Annotated in this window: 16 protein-coding genes and 1 riboswitch; of the genes, 12 read left to right on the top strand and 4 right to left on the bottom strand. The window is 57.5% G+C overall.

Annotated features, from left to right (window positions below; all coding sequences use genetic code 11):
* Window positions 1-72: 72 nt before the first annotated feature.
* On the bottom strand, window positions 73-1,188 hold the full coding sequence (locus AC0YNU_RS17695) for a LacI family DNA-binding transcriptional regulator (protein WP_475758921.1): 1,116 nt from the start codon (window positions 1,186-1,188) through the stop codon (window positions 73-75).
* 507 nt (window positions 1,189-1,695) lie between these two features.
* On the opposite strand from AC0YNU_RS17695, the gene AC0YNU_RS17690 reads away from it, so the two are divergent.
* The 8 genes from AC0YNU_RS17690 to AC0YNU_RS17655 all read left to right on the top strand — a co-directional run bounded on the left by AC0YNU_RS17690 (window position 1,696) and on the right by AC0YNU_RS17655 (window position 12,500).
* On the top strand, window positions 1,696-3,312 hold the full coding sequence (locus AC0YNU_RS17690; RefSeq protein WP_475758919.1) for a hypothetical protein: 1,617 nt from the start codon (window positions 1,696-1,698) through the stop codon (window positions 3,310-3,312).
* Window positions 3,313-3,463: 151 nt separating this feature from the next.
* The gene (locus AC0YNU_RS17685; RefSeq protein WP_475758917.1) at window positions 3,464-6,001 is read left to right on the top strand and encodes a glycoside hydrolase family 38 C-terminal domain-containing protein; all 2,538 of its coding nucleotides are present in this window, start codon (window positions 3,464-3,466) and stop codon (window positions 5,999-6,001) included.
* A 31-nt stretch (window positions 6,002-6,032) separates the two neighbouring features.
* Window positions 6,033-9,167 carry an alpha-mannosidase gene (locus AC0YNU_RS17680; RefSeq protein WP_475759548.1) on the top strand — a complete coding sequence of 1,045 codons (3,135 nt, stop codon included), beginning with the start codon at window positions 6,033-6,035 and terminating at the stop codon, window positions 9,165-9,167.
* A gap of 257 nt (window positions 9,168-9,424) precedes the next feature.
* Window positions 9,425-10,465, top strand: a complete 1,041-nt coding sequence (locus AC0YNU_RS17675; protein ID WP_475758915.1) for a zinc-dependent alcohol dehydrogenase — start codon at window positions 9,425-9,427, stop codon at window positions 10,463-10,465.
* Window positions 10,465-10,797, top strand: a complete 333-nt coding sequence (locus AC0YNU_RS17670) for a cupin domain-containing protein (RefSeq protein ID WP_475758913.1) — start codon at window positions 10,465-10,467, stop codon at window positions 10,795-10,797. The genes AC0YNU_RS17675 and AC0YNU_RS17670 overlap by 1 nt, the downstream gene beginning before the upstream one ends.
* A 32-nt stretch (window positions 10,798-10,829) precedes the next feature.
* Window positions 10,830-11,342, top strand: a complete 513-nt coding sequence (locus AC0YNU_RS17665) for a phosphoesterase (RefSeq protein WP_475758911.1) — start codon at window positions 10,830-10,832, stop codon at window positions 11,340-11,342.
* Window positions 11,339-11,815, top strand: a complete 477-nt coding sequence (gene coaD, locus AC0YNU_RS17660; protein WP_475758909.1) for a pantetheine-phosphate adenylyltransferase — start codon at window positions 11,339-11,341, stop codon at window positions 11,813-11,815. The genes AC0YNU_RS17665 and coaD overlap by 4 nt, the downstream gene beginning before the upstream one ends.
* 49 nt (window positions 11,816-11,864) lie before the next feature.
* Window positions 11,865-12,500: a hypothetical protein gene (locus AC0YNU_RS17655; RefSeq protein ID WP_475758907.1), complete on the top strand. Its 636-nt coding sequence runs from the start codon at window positions 11,865-11,867 to the stop codon at window positions 12,498-12,500.
* 104 nt (window positions 12,501-12,604) lie between these two features.
* On the opposite strand, the gene AC0YNU_RS17650 is transcribed toward AC0YNU_RS17655, so the two are convergent.
* On the bottom strand, window positions 12,605-13,333 hold the full coding sequence (locus AC0YNU_RS17650) for an HAD family hydrolase (protein ID WP_475758905.1): 729 nt from the start codon (window positions 13,331-13,333) through the stop codon (window positions 12,605-12,607).
* A gap of 67 nt (window positions 13,334-13,400) precedes the next feature.
* Complete coding sequence (locus AC0YNU_RS17645; protein ID WP_475758903.1) at window positions 13,401-13,859, bottom strand: RidA family protein; 459 nt, start codon at window positions 13,857-13,859, stop codon at window positions 13,401-13,403.
* A gap of 149 nt (window positions 13,860-14,008) precedes the next feature.
* A riboswitch (ZMP/ZTP riboswitch) is annotated at window positions 14,009-14,088 on the top strand.
* Between the two features lie 61 nt (window positions 14,089-14,149).
* On the opposite strand from AC0YNU_RS17645, the gene AC0YNU_RS17640 reads away from it, so the two are divergent.
* Window positions 14,150-15,004, top strand: a complete 855-nt coding sequence (locus tag AC0YNU_RS17640; RefSeq protein WP_475758901.1) for a bifunctional 5,10-methylenetetrahydrofolate dehydrogenase/5,10-methenyltetrahydrofolate cyclohydrolase — start codon at window positions 14,150-14,152, stop codon at window positions 15,002-15,004.
* Window positions 15,005-15,428: 424 nt separating this feature from the next.
* A complete protein-coding gene (locus AC0YNU_RS17635) occupies window positions 15,429-17,138 on the top strand; it encodes an outer membrane protein assembly factor BamB family protein (RefSeq protein ID WP_475758899.1) in 1,710 nt (569 codons plus the stop codon).
* A gap of 158 nt (window positions 17,139-17,296) precedes the next feature.
* Here the strand turns inward: AC0YNU_RS17635 and AC0YNU_RS17630 are convergent, their stop codons facing one another.
* A complete protein-coding gene (locus tag AC0YNU_RS17630; RefSeq protein WP_475758897.1) occupies window positions 17,297-17,806 on the bottom strand; it encodes a tetratricopeptide repeat protein in 510 nt (169 codons plus the stop codon).
* Window positions 17,807-18,066: 260 nt separating this feature from the next.
* Here AC0YNU_RS17630 and AC0YNU_RS17625 point away from each other — a divergent pair, with 260 nt between their 5' ends.
* Window positions 18,067-19,932 (top strand): hypothetical protein, encoded by a 1,866-nt coding sequence (locus AC0YNU_RS17625; protein WP_475758895.1) that lies wholly within the window; start codon window positions 18,067-18,069, stop codon window positions 19,930-19,932.
* A 19-nt stretch (window positions 19,933-19,951) separates the two neighbouring features.
* A complete protein-coding gene (locus tag AC0YNU_RS17620) occupies window positions 19,952-20,794 on the top strand; it encodes a GNAT family N-acetyltransferase (RefSeq protein WP_475758893.1) in 843 nt (280 codons plus the stop codon).
* The last annotated feature ends 255 nt before the right edge of the window (window positions 20,795-21,049 follow it).

The raw sequence follows: 21,049 nt of genomic DNA, 5'->3' as shown, positions 1-21,049 counted from the left end.
TGTAAACGGACCCTTATTGTTAGGATACCCCTGGCATGCCGATGCGGCGTTCCAGGGGACTTCGTGCTGCCGTTAGAAGGATTTCGTTCGGGAGTCTTGCTGCGAGGAGCGGCCGGGGGCCCCGGTCGATTCGCGAATGACCAGGCTGGTGGGCAGCAATATTTTCTTATATCCATACGTCGAGGCCTTGCTGATCTCCATGAGCAGCTTGGCGCTCTCGTAGCCGAGGACGTCGAAATGCTGCTTGACCGTGCTGAGCGAGACCTTCGCGTACTTCGCGCTTTCGAAATCGTCGAAGCCCATGACGGATACCTGTTCGGGAATGCGTATGCCTTGCGCGGTCAGGTTCTCGACCATCTCCATCGCCCGTCTGTCGTTGACGCAGAAAACGGCGGTGAGCGCGCCGCTGTTGATCCGGTCGGCCAGCTGATGATAATCGAGCGTCTTATCCAGACAAATGATATCCTCGTTCAGCTGCAGCTTCGCGCCCAGCATGGCGTTGCGGTAGCCGTTATAGCGGTCGATCTCCGGGCTTAAGTGAAAATCGAATGCGGCAAAGCCGATGCTGCGATGCCCGAGCCGAATGAGGTATTCCACGGCTTCATAAGCGCCGTCATGGTTGTTGCAGGAGATGCAATTCACCGGATAGCCGGAAGGGAACCTGTCCATCATGACGAACGGGATCGCGTTTCTGCGAATCGCATCCAGGTAGGTTTTGGCCGAATCCGGGTTGGAGGAATAGATGAGAATGCCCCGCACCTCCGATTCGATCAAGCTCATAATGACCGCATGCTCATCTTCGACGCTGTTCTCGACGAACTCGATAATCAGCTTGAAATCCTGCTTGCCGATGTAGGATTGAACTCCCTTCATAATCTGCATGTAGGAGCTGTCGTACATTTCGATGCCGGAAATGACGAACGCGATCAAATTGGAAGACCTATCCGCCGCAGGCGCATGCGGGCCCGCCACGAAGCTGCCTTTTCCTTTGACCCGATAGATCACCCCTTCGTTAACCAGATCCGCCAGCGCCTTCCGCACCGTGATCGAACTGACGTCAAGCAGCTTGGCGAACTCGGATTCGCTCGGGATACGGTCATCCTGCGAGATCTCGTTGTTTTCGATTTGGGACAGCACGTAATCCTTGACCAACTGATACTTTGGAAGCGCGACATTTTTCTTGTTCACCGTGTTCACCTCTTATCGGCATTTTCTATCTATTATACATGATTTAAAGCTACATAGTATACTAAGTTTTGGCTTCCAAAAACAATCTTTTTCTTTTCGTTTTTACTAGAGTCCCTTTGTTTCCAACTTCATTATCGGTTCATCCACCTCTGTTCGGGCAGCTGATCGTAACGAGAGAAAAGGGAAAACTAGAAAAATTTTATAAAAAAGAGTTTGAAAAATATGGCGATTCGGTTTAACATATAGCCGAACATAGTATGTTATGTTTAAACTTAGTATAGTAACTTGAGGCGGGAGGTGAGGAACAAGCAAATCCGTTATTCGGCAAACTGCCGCAGCGGCATGATTGCACGGATGCGGATCATGCGGCGAACGTTTCTTGCCGCGATTGTGAAAGCGCTTAATAACGGGCGGGAGATAGGCGGTTTACGAAGGAGCGGACGACAACTAACATCACGGATCAGGCAGCGGCAATGAAAAACGACTCATTAGGAGGCTTATTTTCATATGAAACTGCGTTTCTGGAAACTGGCGGGACTGGCGGCAATTCTATTATTCGCGACAGCGATCCTGCCGGGCATCACATCTGCGAGCGAGCTTGGGGGAAAATGGTATGCCAGCAAGCACGAGCCGTTCATGATCAAGGTTGTCGATTCTCAGACGGGGCGAGGCATTCCGCTCGTGGAGCTGCGAACGACGAACAATATTTCCTACTATACGGACAGCGCCGGCGTCGTCGCATTCAACGAGCCCGGGCTGATGGATCAAAGCGTGTTCTTCCATATGACAAGCGACGGCTACGAGGTTCCGGCGGACTTCTTCGGCTATCATGGCCAGGCGGTAACGGTAACGCCAGGAGGCAGTGCCACCCTGCAGATGAACCGGGTCAATATCGCGGAGCGCCTCTACCGGGTGACGGGTCAGGGCATCTACCGGGACAGCCTGCTGCTCGGCTTGGATACGCCGATCAAGGAGCCGGTCGTGAACGGGCTGGTCATGGGGCAGGATTCCGTGCAAACGATCAAATACCGCAACAAGCTGTATTGGTTCTGGGGCGATACGGACAGACCGGCCTACCCGCTCGGCAATTTCCGTACGACGGGCGCGACCTCGAAGCTGCCCGAGAACGGCGGACTGGACCCCGACGCCGGCGTCGATCTGAAGTATTTCACCCAGCCGGACGGCTTCGTGAAGAGCATGGTGCCGCCGCTGTCCGACGGCGCCAACATGGCCTGGATCTTCGGGCTGATGACGGCGAAGGATGCCGCGGGCAAGGAACGCCTGCTGGCAGGCTACAGCACCTTGAACCCGGATCTGAACTCTCGCGGCATCTTGGTCTTCAATGATGCGACGGAGCAGTTCGAGCAGGTCGTTCAATTCCCGTCCAAGGACGACTGGCGCCATCCGGGCGGCCAGGCGAGCTATTACGAAGAGAACGGCCAAGGCTACTGGCTGTTCACGGAGCATCGGGTCCCGAATTTGCGCGTCGCGGCGAATTACGAAGCCATCATCGATCTGAATCAATATGAAGCCTTCACCTGCCTGATGCCGGGAACCGCCTATGATGGCGCGAACAGCGCTTTGGAGCGCGATGCCAGCGGCAAGCCGGTATGGGGCTGGAAGAAGAATACGCCGCCGATCTCGCAGGATCAGGAGAAAGAGCTGATTCAGCTCGGATTGATCGCCGCCGGCGATACGCACTATTTTCAATTGAAGAGCGCGGACGGCGGCGAAGAGGTGCAGCTCGCGCAGTCTTCCGTCGAGTGGAACCCGTACCGCCACCGCTATGTCATGATCGGGCAGCAATTGTTCGGCAAGACGTCGGTGCTCGGGGAGATCTGGTATGCGGAAGCTCCGTCGCCGCAAGGACCGTGGACGACAGGGAAGAAGATCGTCACGCACGATAATTACACGTTCTATAATCCGGCGCAGCATCCGATCTTCAGCAAGGACGGCGGACGCGTCATCTATTTCGAGGCGACGTATACGAACACGTACACGGAGCATGCCCCTACCCCCCGGTACAACTACAATCAGGTCATGTATAAGCTCGATCTTAGCGACCCGCGTCTTGGCCTGCAGCCGGTTTCAGTTCAGGACGGCGAGGCAGGCGCGGCTGGCTGACGGTTCGTGGGCGAGTGTCCGGCATCAGCCGGGTGAGATCGATCAAGCAGCGTAACCGTTAAAATAGAAATCATTCGTTCGTCCCTTCGCTGCGCAGCTGCAGCGGAGGGATGCTTGCCAACAACGCAATTCATGAATGGGGGACGGAGCAGTGGAGAAGGCGTATTTCGTGGATGGGTATCATGGAGGGATCAAGGGCCATATGCCGCTGGGTGCCTGGGCGGACGTGCTCCGGCAGCTGGAGCAGAATCGGCATTGGAAGCTGAGCTTGGACATCGAGCCGATTTCTTGGGAGGCGCTGCGGCGCACGGATCCGAAGTCTTATGCCGCGGTCAAAGCTTACCTGGAGGACGAAGAAGGCAGCAGAATGGAGATGCTGGCGGGGAGCTATGCTCAGCCGTTCGGCTGGGTGATCGGCGGCGAAAGCAATATCCGCCATTTGATCCGCGGACGACAACTCATCGCGGCGCATTTTCCCGGCTTGCCCGTGGATACGTATGCCACGCAGGAACCTTGCTGGACCAGCAGCCTGCCGCAAATTCTTCGGTCGCTGGGCTATAAGCGCGCCGTACTGAAGAATCCGGGCACCGGCTGGGGCGGATATCCGTCGGGCATCAACGCGGAGACGGTGCTTTGGGTCGGGCCGGACGGCACTTCGATCCCGTGCGTGCCGCGTTATGCAAGCGAGGACCTGGTGAACTGCTGGGAAAGCGAAGCGGGCTACATGAAGCCGGAGTTCGTGCAGAAATGCATCGCGAACGGCATCGCGCATCCGGCAGGCAGCTTCCTGCAGGATCTGGGCTGGCAGTCGAGGCCATGGCTTGACGGCGACTACATTCAATACGTGACATGGCGCGAGTATATGGAGGAGATCGCCGCCCGTCCGGAGCAGGAATGGCATTTTACCCAAGAGGATATCCGCTGTACGCTGCCGTGGGGCGAAGGCACGCTGCAGCGCATGGCCCGGGAGGTCAGGTCCGCGGAGAATGCGGTGCTTCAGACGGAGAAGCTGGCGGCGCTCGCAAGCGTGCTGACCTCGTACGTCTACCCGGCGGCGAAGCTTCAGGACGCATGGGATCAGCTGCTGCTTGCGCAGCATCACGATGCCTGGATTTGCGCCACGACGAAGGAAGGCCGCGGGAAATGGGCTTGGCAGGCGGGAGCCCAGACCTGGATGGCGGAGCAGCTGTGCGAAGAAATTCGCGGCGTCGCTCTGGACAGCCTTTGTGCCGCAGAGGAAAAAGGTGAAGGCAATAGGGCAGCGGAATACGGCGTGCAGGTGTTCAACACGTCCGGTCGGCCGCGGACGGAGATGACGGCCATCGAGATCGCTGTGCCGGCAGGTACGAAGTCGGTGCGCGTGAAGGATGCGGCGGGACGCGAAATTCCGAGCCAGCTTGTGCCGACGCGAGCTTACCGCGGCGACGGCAGCGTGAATGCGGGCGAGCTGCTGTTCGAAGCCGAGGCGCCCGCGACCGGCTCCGGCTTTTATTCCATCGAACCCTCGGACCGCGAAGGGGAATGGGCAGCCGCCGCACAGGCGCAGGTATCGGGCGATGGACGATATACGCGCATAACGACGGACCGGTACGACATCTGTATCGATGCCGCCAGAGGCGGTGTCCTAACCGAGCTCTTCGATAAAAGCCTGCAGCGGTCGTTCTGCGATTCCGGCTCGGAGCGGGCGCTGAACGAATATACGGGCTATGCGGTTAAGCTGGAACGAATGGCAAGCAGCGTGGAATCGCCCGCTGTCGTCACGATCATCGAGAACGGGCCGCTTCGGGTCAAGGTCGAGATCAAGGGCCAATTCGCGGATGCGGAGTTCGTAACCGTGTTGACCGCTGCCGCCGGTGAGGAGCGGCTGGACTTCAAGGCGCGGTTTGTATTCGCGGAGGAGACCTGGATCGGCGATCCGTGGGACATCGAGCCGGCCAATCGGATGACGGAGCGGCGCAAATCGCATCATGACGCGCGGTACAAGCTGCAGGCGCATTTCCATGCGGGGCTCCGCCATCCGCGGCTGTACAAGCATTCCGCGTTCGACGTGACGGAGAGCCGGCATGCGGATACGTACTTTCAGCGCTGGGACGAGATCAAGCACAACAACATCCTGGATTGGATCGACGCGTACGACGAGGAAGAGAACTACGGCTTGGCGATCTTCTCCGATCATACGACCGGGTATTCGCACGCGCAGGAGGACGGCTTGGCGCTGACGCTCGGATGGGGCGGCGAAGGCGGCTTCTGGTGGGGCAAGTGCCCCCTGAAAGGCGTGCAGGAAATGCGCTATTCGATTGTCCCGCACAGGGGCCGATGGGATCAAGCAGGCATTCCCCAGGCGTGCATGCGCTGGCAGGAGCCGCTGCTGCCGCTGCTCGCGCAGGCTTCGAAAGCGGCCGGATCGCCTTCGCTTCTTTTGGTGGAGGACGAGGCCGTTCTGATGACCTCGATCCAGCGAGAAGGCGGGGATTTGCTGGTGCGGCTGTTCAACGCGAGCGAGACGCCCAGGGCGTTTGCCTTGAGGATCGGAGCCGGGCCGGCTTCTGTCGCGCAGGTTGAATTGGACGGCAGGCACAAGGAAGAATTGGCCATTGTCAATCTTCCGGATAACGGCTGCAAGGTGCACTTGGAACTGCAGAAATTCGGTCTTGCCACTGTCCGCATCGGCGGCTGCAGCAACGATTAAATCAGAGGACGGGAGCAGGAACTTGAACAAAATGATGAATCAGGAAATCGCCTACCAAGTAGAGAAACTGCTGAAGCTGAAGGAAAAGAAGATGCTGTCCTCATTTGCTTCCGTCGCCTTTACGGGCTTCGTGACGAACGAGCAATTGACCTACGAGCAGGCGAAGGCGGGCGAATTCCGCCCGGTGGCTGCCGGCGAGCTCTGGGGAAGCGATTGGCAGTACGCCTGGTTCCGTGCCTTCGTCCGCATGCCCGAAGAGGCGGCGGGCAAACGGGTCGTGCTGCTGGCCGATTTCGGCTCGGAAGCGACGATTTACCGGAACGGCGCCGTCTCCGGGGCGTTCGATCTCCAGCATCATGACGCGCTGCTGACGCGCGGCGCGGTACCCGGCGAGATGATCGAAATCATGGCCGAGGCATATGCCGGGCATACGGGAAACCCGCCGCGGTTCGGAGAAGCAAGCGCGGCCATGTTCGAGGAAGAGGTCTATCAATTCTTCATCGACCTGGAATGCCTGTATCAGGTGCGCTGCCATATCGATCCCGATTCCTTGCGGACGGCGGAGATCGACCGCGGCTTACGGGACGTGATCGCGCTGGCGGACTTCGGCCTTGCCGGCGAAGCGCTTGCAGCGAATCTCGCACGCTGCCGCGAACGGATGCGGCCGCTGCTGGACTGCGAGAACGGATCGACCGCGCCGCTGTTGTATTTGATGGGCCAGTCCCATCTGGACGTGGCGTGGCTATGGCCGATGGCGGAGACGCAGCGGAAGATCGCGAGGACGTTGTCCAACCAGCTCGCGCTGATGGAGGAATATCCGGAATACCGGTACATGCACAGCCAGCCGTATTTGCTGCAGGTCGTGAAGGAACTTTACCCGGAGCTGTATTCGCGGGTGAAGCGGGCGGTTCAGGAAGGCCGGATCATTCCCGAAGGCGGCATGTGGGTGGAACCGGATACGAATTTGACGAGCGGGGAAAGCCTGATTCGTCAAATTCTCCACGGCAAGCGTTTCATGAAGGAGGAATTCGGCACGGACAGCCGCATGCTGTGGCTGCCGGACGTGTTCGGGTATTCGGGCAATCTGCCGCAGATCATGAAGGGCTGCGGACTGGACTACTTCGCCTCGGTGAAAATGTTCCAAACGTACGAGAATGCCGCGGACCCGTTCCCGTACAACGCGTTCATGTGGGAAGGCATCGATGGCTCGCAGGTGCTGACGCATCTGCTCGATTACGGCGATTATCCGATTCGGGTGAATCCGTCCTTCCTCATCCAGCAATGGAACGGCCGCAAGCAGAAGAACGGCCTGGCGACGAGGCTCGTCCAATTCGGCCATGGCGACGGGGGCGGCGGCTCCAACCGGGACGACCTGGAGTTTCTGCGGCGGCTGGACAATCTAGAGGGCGTGCCGAAGACGAAGCACGGCTCGCCGATCGATTACTTCGAGGATCAGATGCGCCGGGGAGTGCCGGAGGAGCGGTATGTCGGCGAGCTGTATTATCCGGCCCATCGCGGAACGTATACGACGCAGGCCCATCTGAAGCTGCTGAACCGCAAGGCGGAAATCGGGCTCCATGAAGCCGAGTTCTGGGGAGCGGCAGCCAGCAGGCTCCGTTCGCAGGCCTATGCTTACGACGAGCTGGATCGGTTGTGGAAACGGCTGCTGCTGCATCAGTTCCACGATATATTGCCGGGCACGTCCATTCATCGCGTTCATGAAGAAGCGCGGGCCGAATTAGCGGCGCTGTGCAGGGACATCCGCGAGCTGACGGGCGAGACGCTCGGAGGCTTGGCAGCCGGCGATTCGGCTGGTGCTGGCATGACCGTATTCAACTCGCTGCCGTGGGAGCGGCGGGAACTGGTCGCGCTTCCGGCCGGGCATACGTCGGCGCAGACGCATGCAGGTCAGCTGTTGCCCGTGCAAGAGGTGGAGGGCCAGTACTATGCCGAGGTTAGCGTGCCCTCGGCTGGCTGGGCTACGTATGATACGGGCCCACACAGCGCAGGCATGGAAGAGATACAGGACGGTTCGGGGCTTGGGCAAGAGAACAACGCGCTTCGCGGTAATGGTAATGTTGTCTCGGCTGAACATTTGACCGTCTCGACGACGAGGCTGGAGAACGAATATTTGATCGTCCGGTTGAATGAAGCGGGGGAGATCAGCAGTATCGTCGACAAGGAAAGCGGGACGGAATGGACGGCGGGCGACTGCAACGTCCTGCGTATGTACCGGGACAATCCTTCGGCCTTCGATGCTTGGGAGATCGACCGCCGTTATCGGGACGCCGAGCTGGAACTAGGCAAGCAGGCGAAGATCACCGTCGCCGCCGCGGGGCCGCTGCTGGCGAGCATCCGCGTCGAACGCGCGCTGCTGGATTCCGCGATGGTACAGGACATTCAACTTCGCCGCGGCAGCCGCCGCGTGGAATTTCATACTTGGATCGATTGGCGGGAGAGCAACAAGATGCTTCGCGTAGACTTCCCGGTCGCCGTTCATGCGGCCGAGGCGATGCAGGAGATCCAATTCGGTTACGTAAAGCGGCCGACGCACGCCTCGCGCCCGCATGATGCGGACCGCTTCGAGGTCAGCCAGCATAAGTGGGCGGCGCTCGCCGAGACGAATCGCGGCTTCGCGCTGCTGAACGACTGCAAATACGGCATCGGCATCAAGGATAACGCGATGAGCATGACGCTCCTGCGCGCTCCCGCCTTCCCGGATGAGACGTCGGATCGAGGCGAGCATCGGTTTACGTACGGCTTCACCGTCTGGAACGGCTCCTTCTTCGCCAGTCCCGTCATGAAGGAAGCGTACGAGCTGAACTATCCCGCGCTTGTCGCTTATACGAGCAGCCCTGTGAGATCGCAGTCGTTGTTCGGTCTGGACAGCGGCAATGTTATGCTCGAGACCGTCAAGCTTGCCGAGGACCGTTCCGGCGATTGGATCGTGCGGTTGTATGAAGGGAAAGGCACGTCCACGGCTTGCGGTCTGACGACCGCCCTTGATGTCATCGCATGTTGCGAGACGGATATGACGGAGGCACGGAAGACACTGCCGGAGAGTGTTCAGGGGGAGATTCGTCTGCGGTTCCGTCCATTTGAGGTGAAGACGATTCGACTAGCAATGAGAGATGGGGAAGCTGCATCTACCGATATTGAGGATTGACGCGTCCTAGGTTCGCTCGCCGAGACTGTTATGCGCGTACCGATTGCATGTGCCGATTGTTCTTTCCATAAGAAGCCTGCTCCGTCATCGGCGATGGAGCGGGCTTTCTTGTTTAGGTCTTTATAGTTTCAAGGGCAAGTGCTAACATGGAATTGACAGAATAATAGCCTATCGAAAATATGGCGCAGACATCTTAGACCACCGCCGCCATGCCGCCATGATCACGAATCTACCAATTCCGAGAGGGGATTTTCAGCATGCAGGCACTCATCTATGAAGGGCCGCAAGAGATGGTCATTAGAGAGGTGGACAGGCCGTCCGCGGGCGAGGACGAGATCCTCATCCGCGTCGCGTTTTCGGGGATCTGCGGATCGGAGCTGAGCGGATATTTGGGCAAAAACTTGCTTCGCAAGCCGCCGCTTATCTTTGGTCATGAATTTTCCGGTACGATTGCGGCCATCGGCAGCCGGGCGGAAGCCGCGGGCCGGTGGCAGATCGGCCAGCGCGTCACCGCGAATCCGCTCGTCACCTGCGGGCAATGCGAGCCATGTTTGAGCGGCAGGCAACAGCTGTGTACCTCGCGCAAGCTGTTATCCGCCGCGCTGCCTGGCAGCAACGCCGAGTATGTGAAAATTCCGGCGGCCTTCGTCTATGCCGTGCCGGATGCGGTGACGCTGCAGCAAGCAGCGATGACGGAGCCGGCGGCCTGCGCGATTCGCGCGGCAGAGCTCGCTTCGCCGAAACCGACGGACACGGTGCTGATCATCGGCATGGGGCCGATCGGACTGCTGGCGCTGCAGGCGGTGCTTCAGTACGGCGTCCGGAATGTGATCGCCGTCGACATGAACGCGGACAGGCTGGAAATCGCCGCCAAGCTCGGAGCGAAGCATACCGTTTGCCCGGCATCCGGCGTGGATACGCTGGAAGAGGTGAAGCGCCTGACCGGCGGTATTGGCGTTGATGCTGCTATCGACGCGGTCGGCGCGGGGCTGACGCGCAGACAGTGCGTGCTGGCTTGCAAGGGCGGCGGCCGTACCGTCTTCACGGGACTGCACGAGGAGGAGTCGGCGCTGCCGGTCAATATCGCCATTCGGAACGAAGTGACGATGACGGGCGCTTTTGCCTATTCGGCGTTGAATTTCAGGACGGCCTTGAAGTGGATCGAGGAAGGTCGCATCGGACTGTCGGACGGCGTGGTCGAGGCGCCGCTCGCCGAAGGCGGAGGTTGGTTCGAGACCTTGCTGAAGCAGCCAGGCGGCGTATCGAAAGTATTATTAGTGCCGGGAGGTGAACAATAATGCCGCGTTTTAATGAATGGCATGGGTCGGGTCCGGGGATCGAGCGCAAAATTTTCCCGCCGGGCAAGACGATCATGAGCATGACGGTGTCGCTGAAGGCCGGCTCGGTCGGATTGGCGCACTCGCATCCGCACGAGCAGCTGACCTACGTCGTCAGCGGCCGGCTGCAGCTCGAGATGAACGGCGAGATTACCGTCGCCGAAGCGGGAGAGCAATTCGTCATTCCGGGCGATGCGGTGCATGAGGTAACGGCACTGGTGGACACGGTCGTCGTGGAGACGTTTACTCCGCTGCGGGCCGACCTGCTCGCGACGATCTCGGACGGCGAGTAACGAAACCGAACAAGGAGCGTGAACGTGAACCGATGGCAAAGGTATTTTTCATCTCCGACCATCATTTCGGTCACAAGCATATCATCGATTTCGAATCCCGGCCGTTTGCGAACGCCGACGAAATGAACGAGGCGATGATCGAGAAGTGGAACGCGGTCGTCGGTCCCGAGGACAAGGTGTTCCATCTCGGCGATTTCTCGTTCCTGAACCGGGACAAGACGGCGGCGATCGTCTCGCGGCTGAACGGCTACAAGCATCTCATCCTCGGCAATCACGACCGGGGGCGTTCGCGCCAATGGTGGCTGAGCGTCGGCTTCGACGAGGTGAGCGAGCATCCGATCATCTACAAGGATTTCTTCTTCCTCTCGCATGAGCCGATGTATATGAACAAGCATATGCCGTACGTGAACGTGCATGGCCATATCCACGGGCAGAAGTACGAGGGCAACAACTATTTCAACGTCAGCGTGGAGCATTGGGATTATACGCCGCTCACCTTCGAGCAGATCCGCGACGCCGTGGTGCCGAGCGAGGAACAGTCATGAGGGTCGTCTACGCGGGAAGCTTCGACCCCATTACGCTGGGGCATATCTCGGTCATCGAGCGGGCGGGCAGCCTATTCGACGAGGTCCATGTCATCATCGCGAACAACCGGAGCAAGAAGCATTACTTCGACATCGCGCAGCGTACCGAGCTCGTGCAGCTGTCGATCGGCCATATGTCCAATGCGGTCGTCGTGCCGTTCGAGGGCATCGTCGCGGACTATGTTAATGCCAACGGCATAAAGGCCGTTATTCGCGGCATTCGCAATTCGACGGACCTGGAGTACGAGCTGCAGCTGGAGCAGTACATGCGCAGCACGACGAAGGCGGACACCGTCTATCTGTCGCCGTACCTCAAGGACATTCAGACGAGCAGCTCGCTCGTGCGAATGTTTCTCCAGTCGAATAAGACCGAGCTGGCGCAGGCGTATATGAACCGCGACGCGTATGCGAGAATGGTCACGTTTACGGTGTAGGTGGCTGCACCGCGGCCTGGATGAAGCCGTGGAAAGGGGAATCCTGTACGTGTTCGGTCTATTTAAACGCAAGATCAGAGCGGCAAGCGATACGCCATCGTACGACCCTATTCCGATCGATAAGCAGCTGGAGCATCTTCGAGCCGCAGGAATAAGGCTCAAACCGGATGCGGAGATTGAACAGTTGAGAAGCATCATGGACGTGGAGCTCGGAGATCGTGGAGGAAACCCGTATATTCACCTGTTATTGACCATGGGGCGGGAGCAAAGCGGCGAAGACGGTTACGAAGGCGTATTCATGACCGACGACGTTTGGTGCTTCGATCGGGAATGCATCGAGGATCATGGGGATTATGTGCTGAAACTGGAGCGAATTGCGACGATGCTTGCTCCGGATATGATTGTCACGGATTCGCAGGATTACGTGGATATCGAGGCTGGCGAGTGCTGGATTTCCTTTCGTGCCGACGATAAAGTCTATCGTCATGCGCTTGCTTTAAACGACGATTGGCTGAGTCTCGAATTGTTCGCGATCTTCTCTGAATTGCTTGCCGCGAGCGGCAGCCCCAAACGGTTCTTCTTCTCGGATACGGGCAATGAACTGTTGGTCGTGCTTATCGACAAGGATAATTTCCGTCCGCTGAACGAGCTGATCAACATTTTCTTGCCGACCATGCAAGATTAACAAGAGGTCTTGCGATACTATAACTCCATATTCACAAGCAACGGCAGCCTATTATCGTGGAAGCTCACGAGATAGACTGCCGCTTTTTATGCCTATGGAAGGCGTTAAATCTCTTCCGCCCCGGAGGACAATAATAGGGCTCGTAATTCCGACAAGTGATGAATGACTGCCAGCGGACAATGCCCATGAGGCAGGGGCTTGTTCTTCTTATTGAACCACACGGATTGCATGCCGTTATCCATCGGGCCGGCAACATCGTTCGTCCAGGAGTCCCCCACGACAAGGACTTGCTCGGGCCGCAGGGAGGTGGCGCGCAGGATGTGCTGATAAATTTCGCGGGTCGGCTTCTCATGTCCAACGGCACCGGAAATAAATACAAGCTCTGAAGCTAACGCATCGCTCAATTGAATGGCCTCGAGCTTATGCAGCTGCCAATCCTTGCTCCCGTTGGTGATGATCCCGACTTGATAATGTCCGTGAAGCTCGCCGATCAGCTTGTTGACGTCGTGATCGGGCTTCATATGACGCTTGCTGGTGGATTGATAGAGCTGCTCAAAATCGAATGCGATGGCGGGGTCCGCTTCCTTCCCGGCCTGCTCCATCGCATGCAGAAATCGTTTCACCCGAAAATCTTCGACCGTGATTTGCAGATTATCCAATTGTTCGACCAAACGCTCGGTGACTCGTTCGAAGATCGCGAACATCTCGTTCGTGTCGAGCTCGCTCGTGAAATAATGCTGCGTAAACGTTTCCTTGACGGAAATCTCCCAATAGTCATCGAAATGAACGAGCGTATCGTCCAGGTCGAATAAAATCAGTCGGATTGGCCGCATCCTCGGTCCCCCTCAGCAACTCTTAACATGCTTGCAGGATTACAATATACGTAGGCTCGGTCGCTTTTTATTCCTCGACTTCAAAAATAGAATCCACGATAATCGGCAGATTATCTCTCAAGGAGACCGCTCCCAGGACGGAACGGGCATGCTGGCCGCGGTCGCCGAATACATCCAGCATGAGATCGGAGCATCCGTTCAGCACCTTGTGGTGTTCTTCGAAATCCGGATCCGCATTGACGAAGCCTTGGAGCTTCACGACCCGTTTCACTTTATCCAGCGAGCCCAATGCCGATCTCAGGACGGCCAATATCTCAATCCCCGTCTCTCTAGCGAATTGATAGCCTTCCGCGGTCGTAAAATCCTTTCCCAGCTTCCCTTTCGGTTTGCCGGCAGGGCCTTTCCCGGAAACAAACAACAGTCCGTTTACGTTCACGCAGTTCGCGTATTTTGCCGCTGGCTCGCTGGCAACGGGCAATAGAATTCCTAATGATGCCAGTCTATCATCTACCGACTGCTCAGGCATGTGCGCTCCTCCGTCGTGGGTGAATTTTCCACATTGTACTGCTTGTTCGGATTTAATTCAATACAATCCTATTTCTCCTTCACAATGGATTATTCCAGGACGGGGGTTGCTTTGCCGGCATCGCGGGTGTATCCTACAACTATCGATTCACAAGCGAGTGTGACTGGCGTAACGCGGCGAACCGCGGGGGAGCACATCGTTCATACGGCCGTACGCCTGGGCAGAGGTAAGGGAGCATATCCCTTGCCTCTTTCTGTTTAAATAGCCTCAATTGGAAAGGGTGAAGACTCGTGTCACAAGCGGAAACGATTATTCTTGACGGCAATGCGGTCGCGGAAAGCATCAAGGCGCAATTGTCTGCTCGCATTGCGAAGCTGGCTGCAAAGGGGATTACGCCTTGTCTGGCTACGATTCTGGTCGGCGATGACCCGTCCTCCGCAACGTACGTGCGGATGAAAGGGAATGCCTGCAGGCGGCTCGGAATTGCTTCGATTCGCGTTGACTTGCCAGCCAGGACGACGACCGAGGAGCTGATCGCCGCGATCCGCGAATTGAACGCGGACAAGGCCGTGCACGGCATCCTGCTGCAGCATCCCGTGCCGCATGGCATCGATGAGCGCGCGGCTTTCGAGGCGATCGCCATCGAGAAAGACGTCGACGGGGTGACGACGCTCGGCTTCGCGCAGAACGCGTTCGGCTTCGCGGATTATCCGTCCTGCACGCCGGCGGCGGTCATGGCGATACTGGACTATTACAAGCTGCTCGTGCAGGGCCGTCATGCCGTCGTCATCGGCAGGAGCCCGATTCTCGGCAAGCCCGTGTCCGCCATGCTGTTGAACGCGGACGCGACGGTCACGACCTGCCATTCGCGGACGACCGACTTGCCCGCCGTCGTCAAGCAGGCGGATATCGTCGTCGCTGCCGTCGGCAAGCCGAATTTCGTGCAAGGCGATTGGATCAAGCCGGGCGCCGTCGTGCTCGATGCCGGCTACAATCCCGGCAATATCGGGGATGTGGATTATGAAGCGTGCTCGGCGAATGCCTCCGCCATCACGCCGGTACCGGCAGGCGTAGGGCCGGTGACGATCGCGACGCTGCTGAAGCATACGGTGGATGCGGCGGAGAAGTTCGGGGCGCAACAGTAGCAAGACGTAAGAGACCAGTAGCAACTGCCACAGCAACAGCCAGAGCAACAGCCACAACACCAGCAATAGCCAGAGCAACAGCCACAACACCAGCAATAGCAAGAGCAACAGCCAGAGCAACAGCAACAGCAACAGCAACAGCAACAGCAACAGCAACAGCAACAGCAACAGCAACAGCAACAGCAACAGCAACAGCAACAGCAACAGGTTAGTGCAGTACTTCCGCCAAGAGCAAGTGCGGCCTGAAGCCGCCTCTGCGATAAAAGCCCGCTTACCCCTTCGTTCCACGGGGCAAGCGGGCTTTTTCGTGCTGCCTTGGTAGGTGTGTCTTCCGTCACGTTTCGAATGCTTGCTGTAACTTTGTGGAAGCTGCAACCGTCTAGTACCAGGACATACCCAAGCGATTCGAAGGAGGCATTTTACCATGCGCAAACTCAAACGCACGTTGTTCGGCGTGCTTGCTGCGGGACTCGTCATCACTTCCCTGGGAGACGCGGGCACGGCTTCCGCGCAATACGGCAGTGCGCCAAGCTATAGCCTGAACACGAGCTACGGCTTCGAGAATCCCGTTCCGGCAGCCGTGCCGCTATGGAGCGCGGAGCTCGACCGGCCATCCAGCACGGACAGGACCCTCATTCCGCCGGTTGTCGGGGCGAAGAATCTGTACTACGTCAAGAATGGCGCGTTGACGGCACGCGGCATCGTATCGGGCAAGACGCTTTGGACGTTCGGCTCCAAGCTGCAGCCGGGCTCGGCCGTCATTGCCGGGAACTTCGTCTATGTCGGCGCCGCGGACGGAAGCGTCTATCGAGTGAATGCGTCGACGGGCGCGGGCAAGCGGCTGTACCAAACGAAGGACAAGACGCTCGCCTCGCTCCAAACCGATGGCTCCGCGATCTATGCATTCTCGAATACCGGTTTGGCGGCCATTGATCTCGCGACGGGCAAACTGAAGTGGGCGGCAGGAAGCGGCGGCGGGGGTCATGGTGAAACGATTATGCTGGATAACCTGCTGCTTGTCGGAGCTTGGGAATCCGGCGCGATCACGGTGAATATCTTCTACGCGATCGACAAGGCGACGGGCAAGACGCTGTGGAGACTCGAGGGCAGCCATAACAAGCTGCTCAAGGCGGACGGAGATACGCTGTATTTCAACAATGACTGGCCGCGCAACGACATGTCGACACACGTCGTCACGGTCGATACCGTGAACGCCAAGACCGGCAAGGTGACGGGAAGCCGCGAATACGTCAAAGTCAGCACGGCTCTCGATCCACTCGTCCAAGCGCCAAAGTTCGTCACGGTCGACGGCAACGACATCTACGTCGTGACTCAGGATAACGGCGTATTCTCGTATAATATGAACGACGATCCGGATGCGGTGGCCGCGGCCTATATCGGCGACGGGGGCGACTTCATCGCCGGACCGTACAACGGCAAGCTATTTTTCCAGAACCCCAACAATCTGGGCCTGCACGGCCGCAAGCTGGTTGATCAGTCGACGGTGTATTACGAGGGGCTGGACAATCCGGCGAGCCGGGTGGATTTCGTTAACGCGGGGATGTACGTCGGACAGACGGACGGAGATATCTATGCGCTGAACGTGAGCACGGGCAAGGCGAAGTTCCGCTTCCAGACGCAAGCCCGCAATTTCGGACCGTTCCAGGTCGCCGGCCGCACGCTGCTCGTGCAGGCGGAGGGCAAGCTCTATGCGTTCGCGCTGCCGGAGGAGCTGACGAAACCGCTGGACACGGGCTCGACGGGAGCGTTCGTCAAAGCGCAGGCCGGTCTCATCCTTGACGGCAAGGCGAAGCAATTCCAGCCAAGCATGATGACGCTGAACAACCGCATGTTCGTTCCGATGCGTTTCCTCATGGAGGCGATCGGCGCGAAGGTCGGTTACGACGCGGCGAGCAAGCAGGTGAAGATCACTTATGGAGCTGCCTTGTTCACGATTAAAGAGAATTCCGCGTTCGCGAGCAAGGACGGCAAGCAGATCCCCTTGTCCTATGCACCGGCGACGCTGAACGGAAGCCTTTACGTACCGATCGGCGATATCGGCAAGCTGCTCGGCATCGGCGTCGTCTGGGAACCCGGCCCTCGTAACGTCATCATTACGACGAAGACGAAATAATGTAATTCGGCCAGAGCCGCCTTACGCATCGAGGCAGCACCTATCCGAATCCAATCAAAGAGAAACCCGCCGTTTCGGAGGAAACGCGGGTTTTTCGAGCTGCCTTGACGGCCTATACGAAGAGGCCTTTTTTTATTTGAAGGCGAAGCGGTTCGCGCCTATTCGGCTGTCTCATCGAGATCCTCGGCGTAGGCCAGGATGCCGCGTTTGAAATACTGCAGCTTCTCGTCCGTGCTCGTCTCCATTAGCGAGGCGATCAGCAGTTCGACGCTTTCTTTGTAGCCTTGAGAATTATACAGCGCCATCGCAAGGAACACTTGGATCGCCCGATTGTCCGGAAACTCCTTCGCGCCTCTGCGCAGCGTGCTCACCGCCTGCTCGTAGTGCCCCCAGTAGCGGTACGTGCTTCCGAGTCCCATCAGGCAGCGTTCCAGATCGGGTCCGGACAAGCCAAGCGCAAGCGCCCGCTCGTAATAGGGAATCGCCTCCCGGCCAAGACCCGAATTGTCATGCGCGATCCCGGTTTGATAGTTGATTTGCGCGTCGTCGGGATAATGGGCAAGCAGCTCCAGCAGTTGCCCCCGCACCTCGCCCAACATCGCTTGATCCTGCTTTGCCCGGCCTTCTTCGCGCTTTTCGATCAGGCGGTTCAGCTCGTCTCTCTTCATCGGTTCATCACTCCAAGGCTAAGAATGTAAGGCTATCTGATTCCTTCGAATCTAACAAGGATTATCGTATTTTGCAAGACTAGAAGACTAGGTTAAAGGAATGCGAAGCATGCAGGCGTGTTGGAGAAGAATCTGGCATGGACCGCTGCTGATTTGCTTATGCGAATCAAGTCGGCGCAACAATTGCTCCCCAATTGCGTCAAATAATGGGAGATGCTGTAAAAGCCGTCTCGAGGATACGAACTTGCAGGGAGGCAGCGATGGCTTACGCACGATTGATTATTTTGGTATTGGGGTTTGAAGTATTGATTACGGCCGTCATCGGAATTGGCGTGTATGCCGGATTTTCCGTGTTTCCTTATACGGCATCTTCGGGAATGACGGCGGGGCTGCAGAACGTCAGCTTCAATGCGACCATTCCGCTATACATGCCCGCGCTTCAGGATCTGAAAATCCCCTATACGTATCTCCAAGCCGTGAAGCAAGAGTGGGGAGCCGTCGGGTTTCTCGTGTCGGCGGCGCTAATGGTCCTGCAGAGCTTCGTCCGGGGCATGTATCTCGGCGGTCTGAAAGGATGGGCATTGACACGTCAGTCGGTCTCCCTGTTCGCATGCGGACGCAAGTATTTCGGCGATATGCTGCTCTGGTCAATTTTTCAAACCGCCGTCGGCGCGCTGGTTGTGTTTCTGGCGGCAGCCTTCTTTCCATTCGGGCTCTTATTGATGATTGCATTGTTGTTCTACTCGCTTACGCCTTATCTGATTGTTCTCCAAGATACGACGGTCGGCGAAGCCATGGCCGATGCTCCCCGCCTGCTGCGGCGCTATTTCGGCTCGTTGTTCCCGCTTGCGCTGCTTGCCATGGTTTGCACGCTGATCATCAGCTTGTTTCGTTCCTTGGAATCCCCGTGGGGATACGGGGTACCGCTGCTCGCTTACGCCTGCGCGGGCACGTGGCTGATCGGCGAACTGCTGAGCCGGCTGGCCGTGAAGCTGAAGTCGGACGGCGAACAGGTTCCGGGGCTTCCCCCGGTTGAGGTTCCCGCGCGTAGACCGGTCAAAGCGATGGTGCTGCTGCTCGTACCGGTACTCGTCGCGGCGGGGATGTATGCGGCTTCCGGCAAGCACCTGAGCGCTTTGGAACTCGGCCATAAGGCGAAGCTTGGCGGGATCGATTACAATGCGGATTTCTCCGACGTCTTCTATATATCCGAACAACGGTACACGGCTTACCGATGGCAGAATGGAGGCGAGCGCATCGCGATCAAACTTCCGGACTTGTCCTGGAAGAAGAAGCCGAGCGAGCTGCGGGGAATCGCGGACATCACGTGGCAAGTGGATGAGGAGGTCCGCGCGGTAAGCGGTCGGTCTACGCAAATTTCCGTGCAGCCGATCCCGCATAAGAGCCAGGTGATGTACCGGCTTGTTCGGGAGACGTCCAACGACGGGACCGTGTATTACTCCAGCATGAGCGGCTCGGCTTCGATCCTGCTGGGAGGGGAGCGGCCGCGGGATCCGATCGCCGTTCAAATGATGGTCAGCGGGGACGGCCGCGATGTATTCGTCATGCAATACCCGGCGCGTTTCGATATCAACCCGGTGTTCCGCGTGTCGGAGGACGGGAGGTATCTGATTCCTGGAACGAGCCAATTGAATCCGGCGGATTTTCATACGTATTGGTTCAGCGCGGACCATTCTGCAGACAAACTGCTCGACTTGCTGGCTGCCAAGAACAATCAGAATTACGTCGCGTCGCTTAACCGGACCTATACGGCGCTTGCTTGCGCCATGCAGGAGGGAGACGGGCGGATGGTTGTCAGTCTGCTGAAGATGATGCGACAAGGCGGCGTAACTGTAACAGCGCCCGACTGGGACGAGGCGGCATGGACGGACAACTTGCGCAGCCGTTACGAAGGAGCCAAATTGCAGGAGACGCTGGAGCTGCTGACCCGCGCCGGCATTCAGAACGGTTACGAACCTGCCGAACAAGCGACGCAAAGCGATGAGAAGATCGGCGTTTACAAGTTCGCGGTTCAGTTTCCGCATGGGATGATGAGCATTACGTATAAGGAGTCGAAGGCGGATGGCAAGCTGCTGGCTGTAACTGTCGCAGATGTAGTCTACTAAGAAATGAAGTGATGAGCGTATGTACCAACTGTTGGCGCATGAATATCGGCGTGTTATTGGTCTTGTGAAGGACCGTGTCAAATTTCATAATGTATTCGTCTATTCGGTGCTCGATGGCAATCAACCGGGGAAAGCGTTCGTCAACAGCAGATCGAAGCCGACTGCAGGGATTATCGTTCATCGCGGAGGGTGCTACTATGTTTTCGGGGATTTGTCGGACTTGGCGTTCAACTGCGAGCTTGTGGATTACTTAATGGATTCTGCCAATCACGCCAACTTCTATGATCTCTATACTTCATCTGAGGAATGGAATACGTATCTGGCTAACGCGCTTAGCGGGAGGGTGGTCCGTCTATCGAGGACGCACTATGTCTATCCGGAATCCGAAGAAGTCGATCTTAGTGCTGAACTGCCGGAAGGGTTCGAGATCGCCGCGATTAACGGGCAGCACTATCATGCTTACCGGACCGCCATGGACAGCACCTATGATTTGCTTTGGGAGTCAGGCGACGTTTACATGGAGAGAGCGTTTGGATTTAGTGTATTGGACGATCAAGGCGGGTTTGCCAGCGTATGCAATACGTTCTTTATCGGCGGCGGATGGATTGCACCGGATATTCTGACCGTTGAGAAATACAGGAAGCGGGGGCTTGCCGCCTTGGTGTGCGGATATTTCATCCGGGAAAGCCGATCGCGCGGCCTTCTTCCGTACTGGGACTGCGACACGGGCAACGAAGGCTCCAACCGGCTTGCACAGCAGCTGGGCTTCTTGAAAATAGGCGAGCTGCCGATTCTGTGGTGGCATGAGAATGCGGACGTCATTACGAATTATTTAAAGAAAAATAACTACGCGGAGACGTAGTTATCGACTGAGGCTCACAAGTCTCACAAGTCTCACAAGTCTCACAAGTCTCACAAGTCTCACAAGTCTCACAAGTCTCACAAGTCTCACAAGTTACAGCAAAAGCTGCCGATTGGCAGCTTTTGCTGTGCTCTAGAGCTATGATTGGACCTCTGTCAAGAAAGTAGACACCAGCTATGACCCGGTTCTCTTATCAAACTGAGCTGCGAAACGAATCGGGGACAGGTAGCCTAGCGAGCCGTGGATCCGTTTACG

Source organism: Paenibacillus sp. J31P316 (assembly GCF_056269105.1).
Note: the sequence above shows the minus strand (reverse complement) of the source record. Positions and strands in the feature narration are given on the sequence as shown.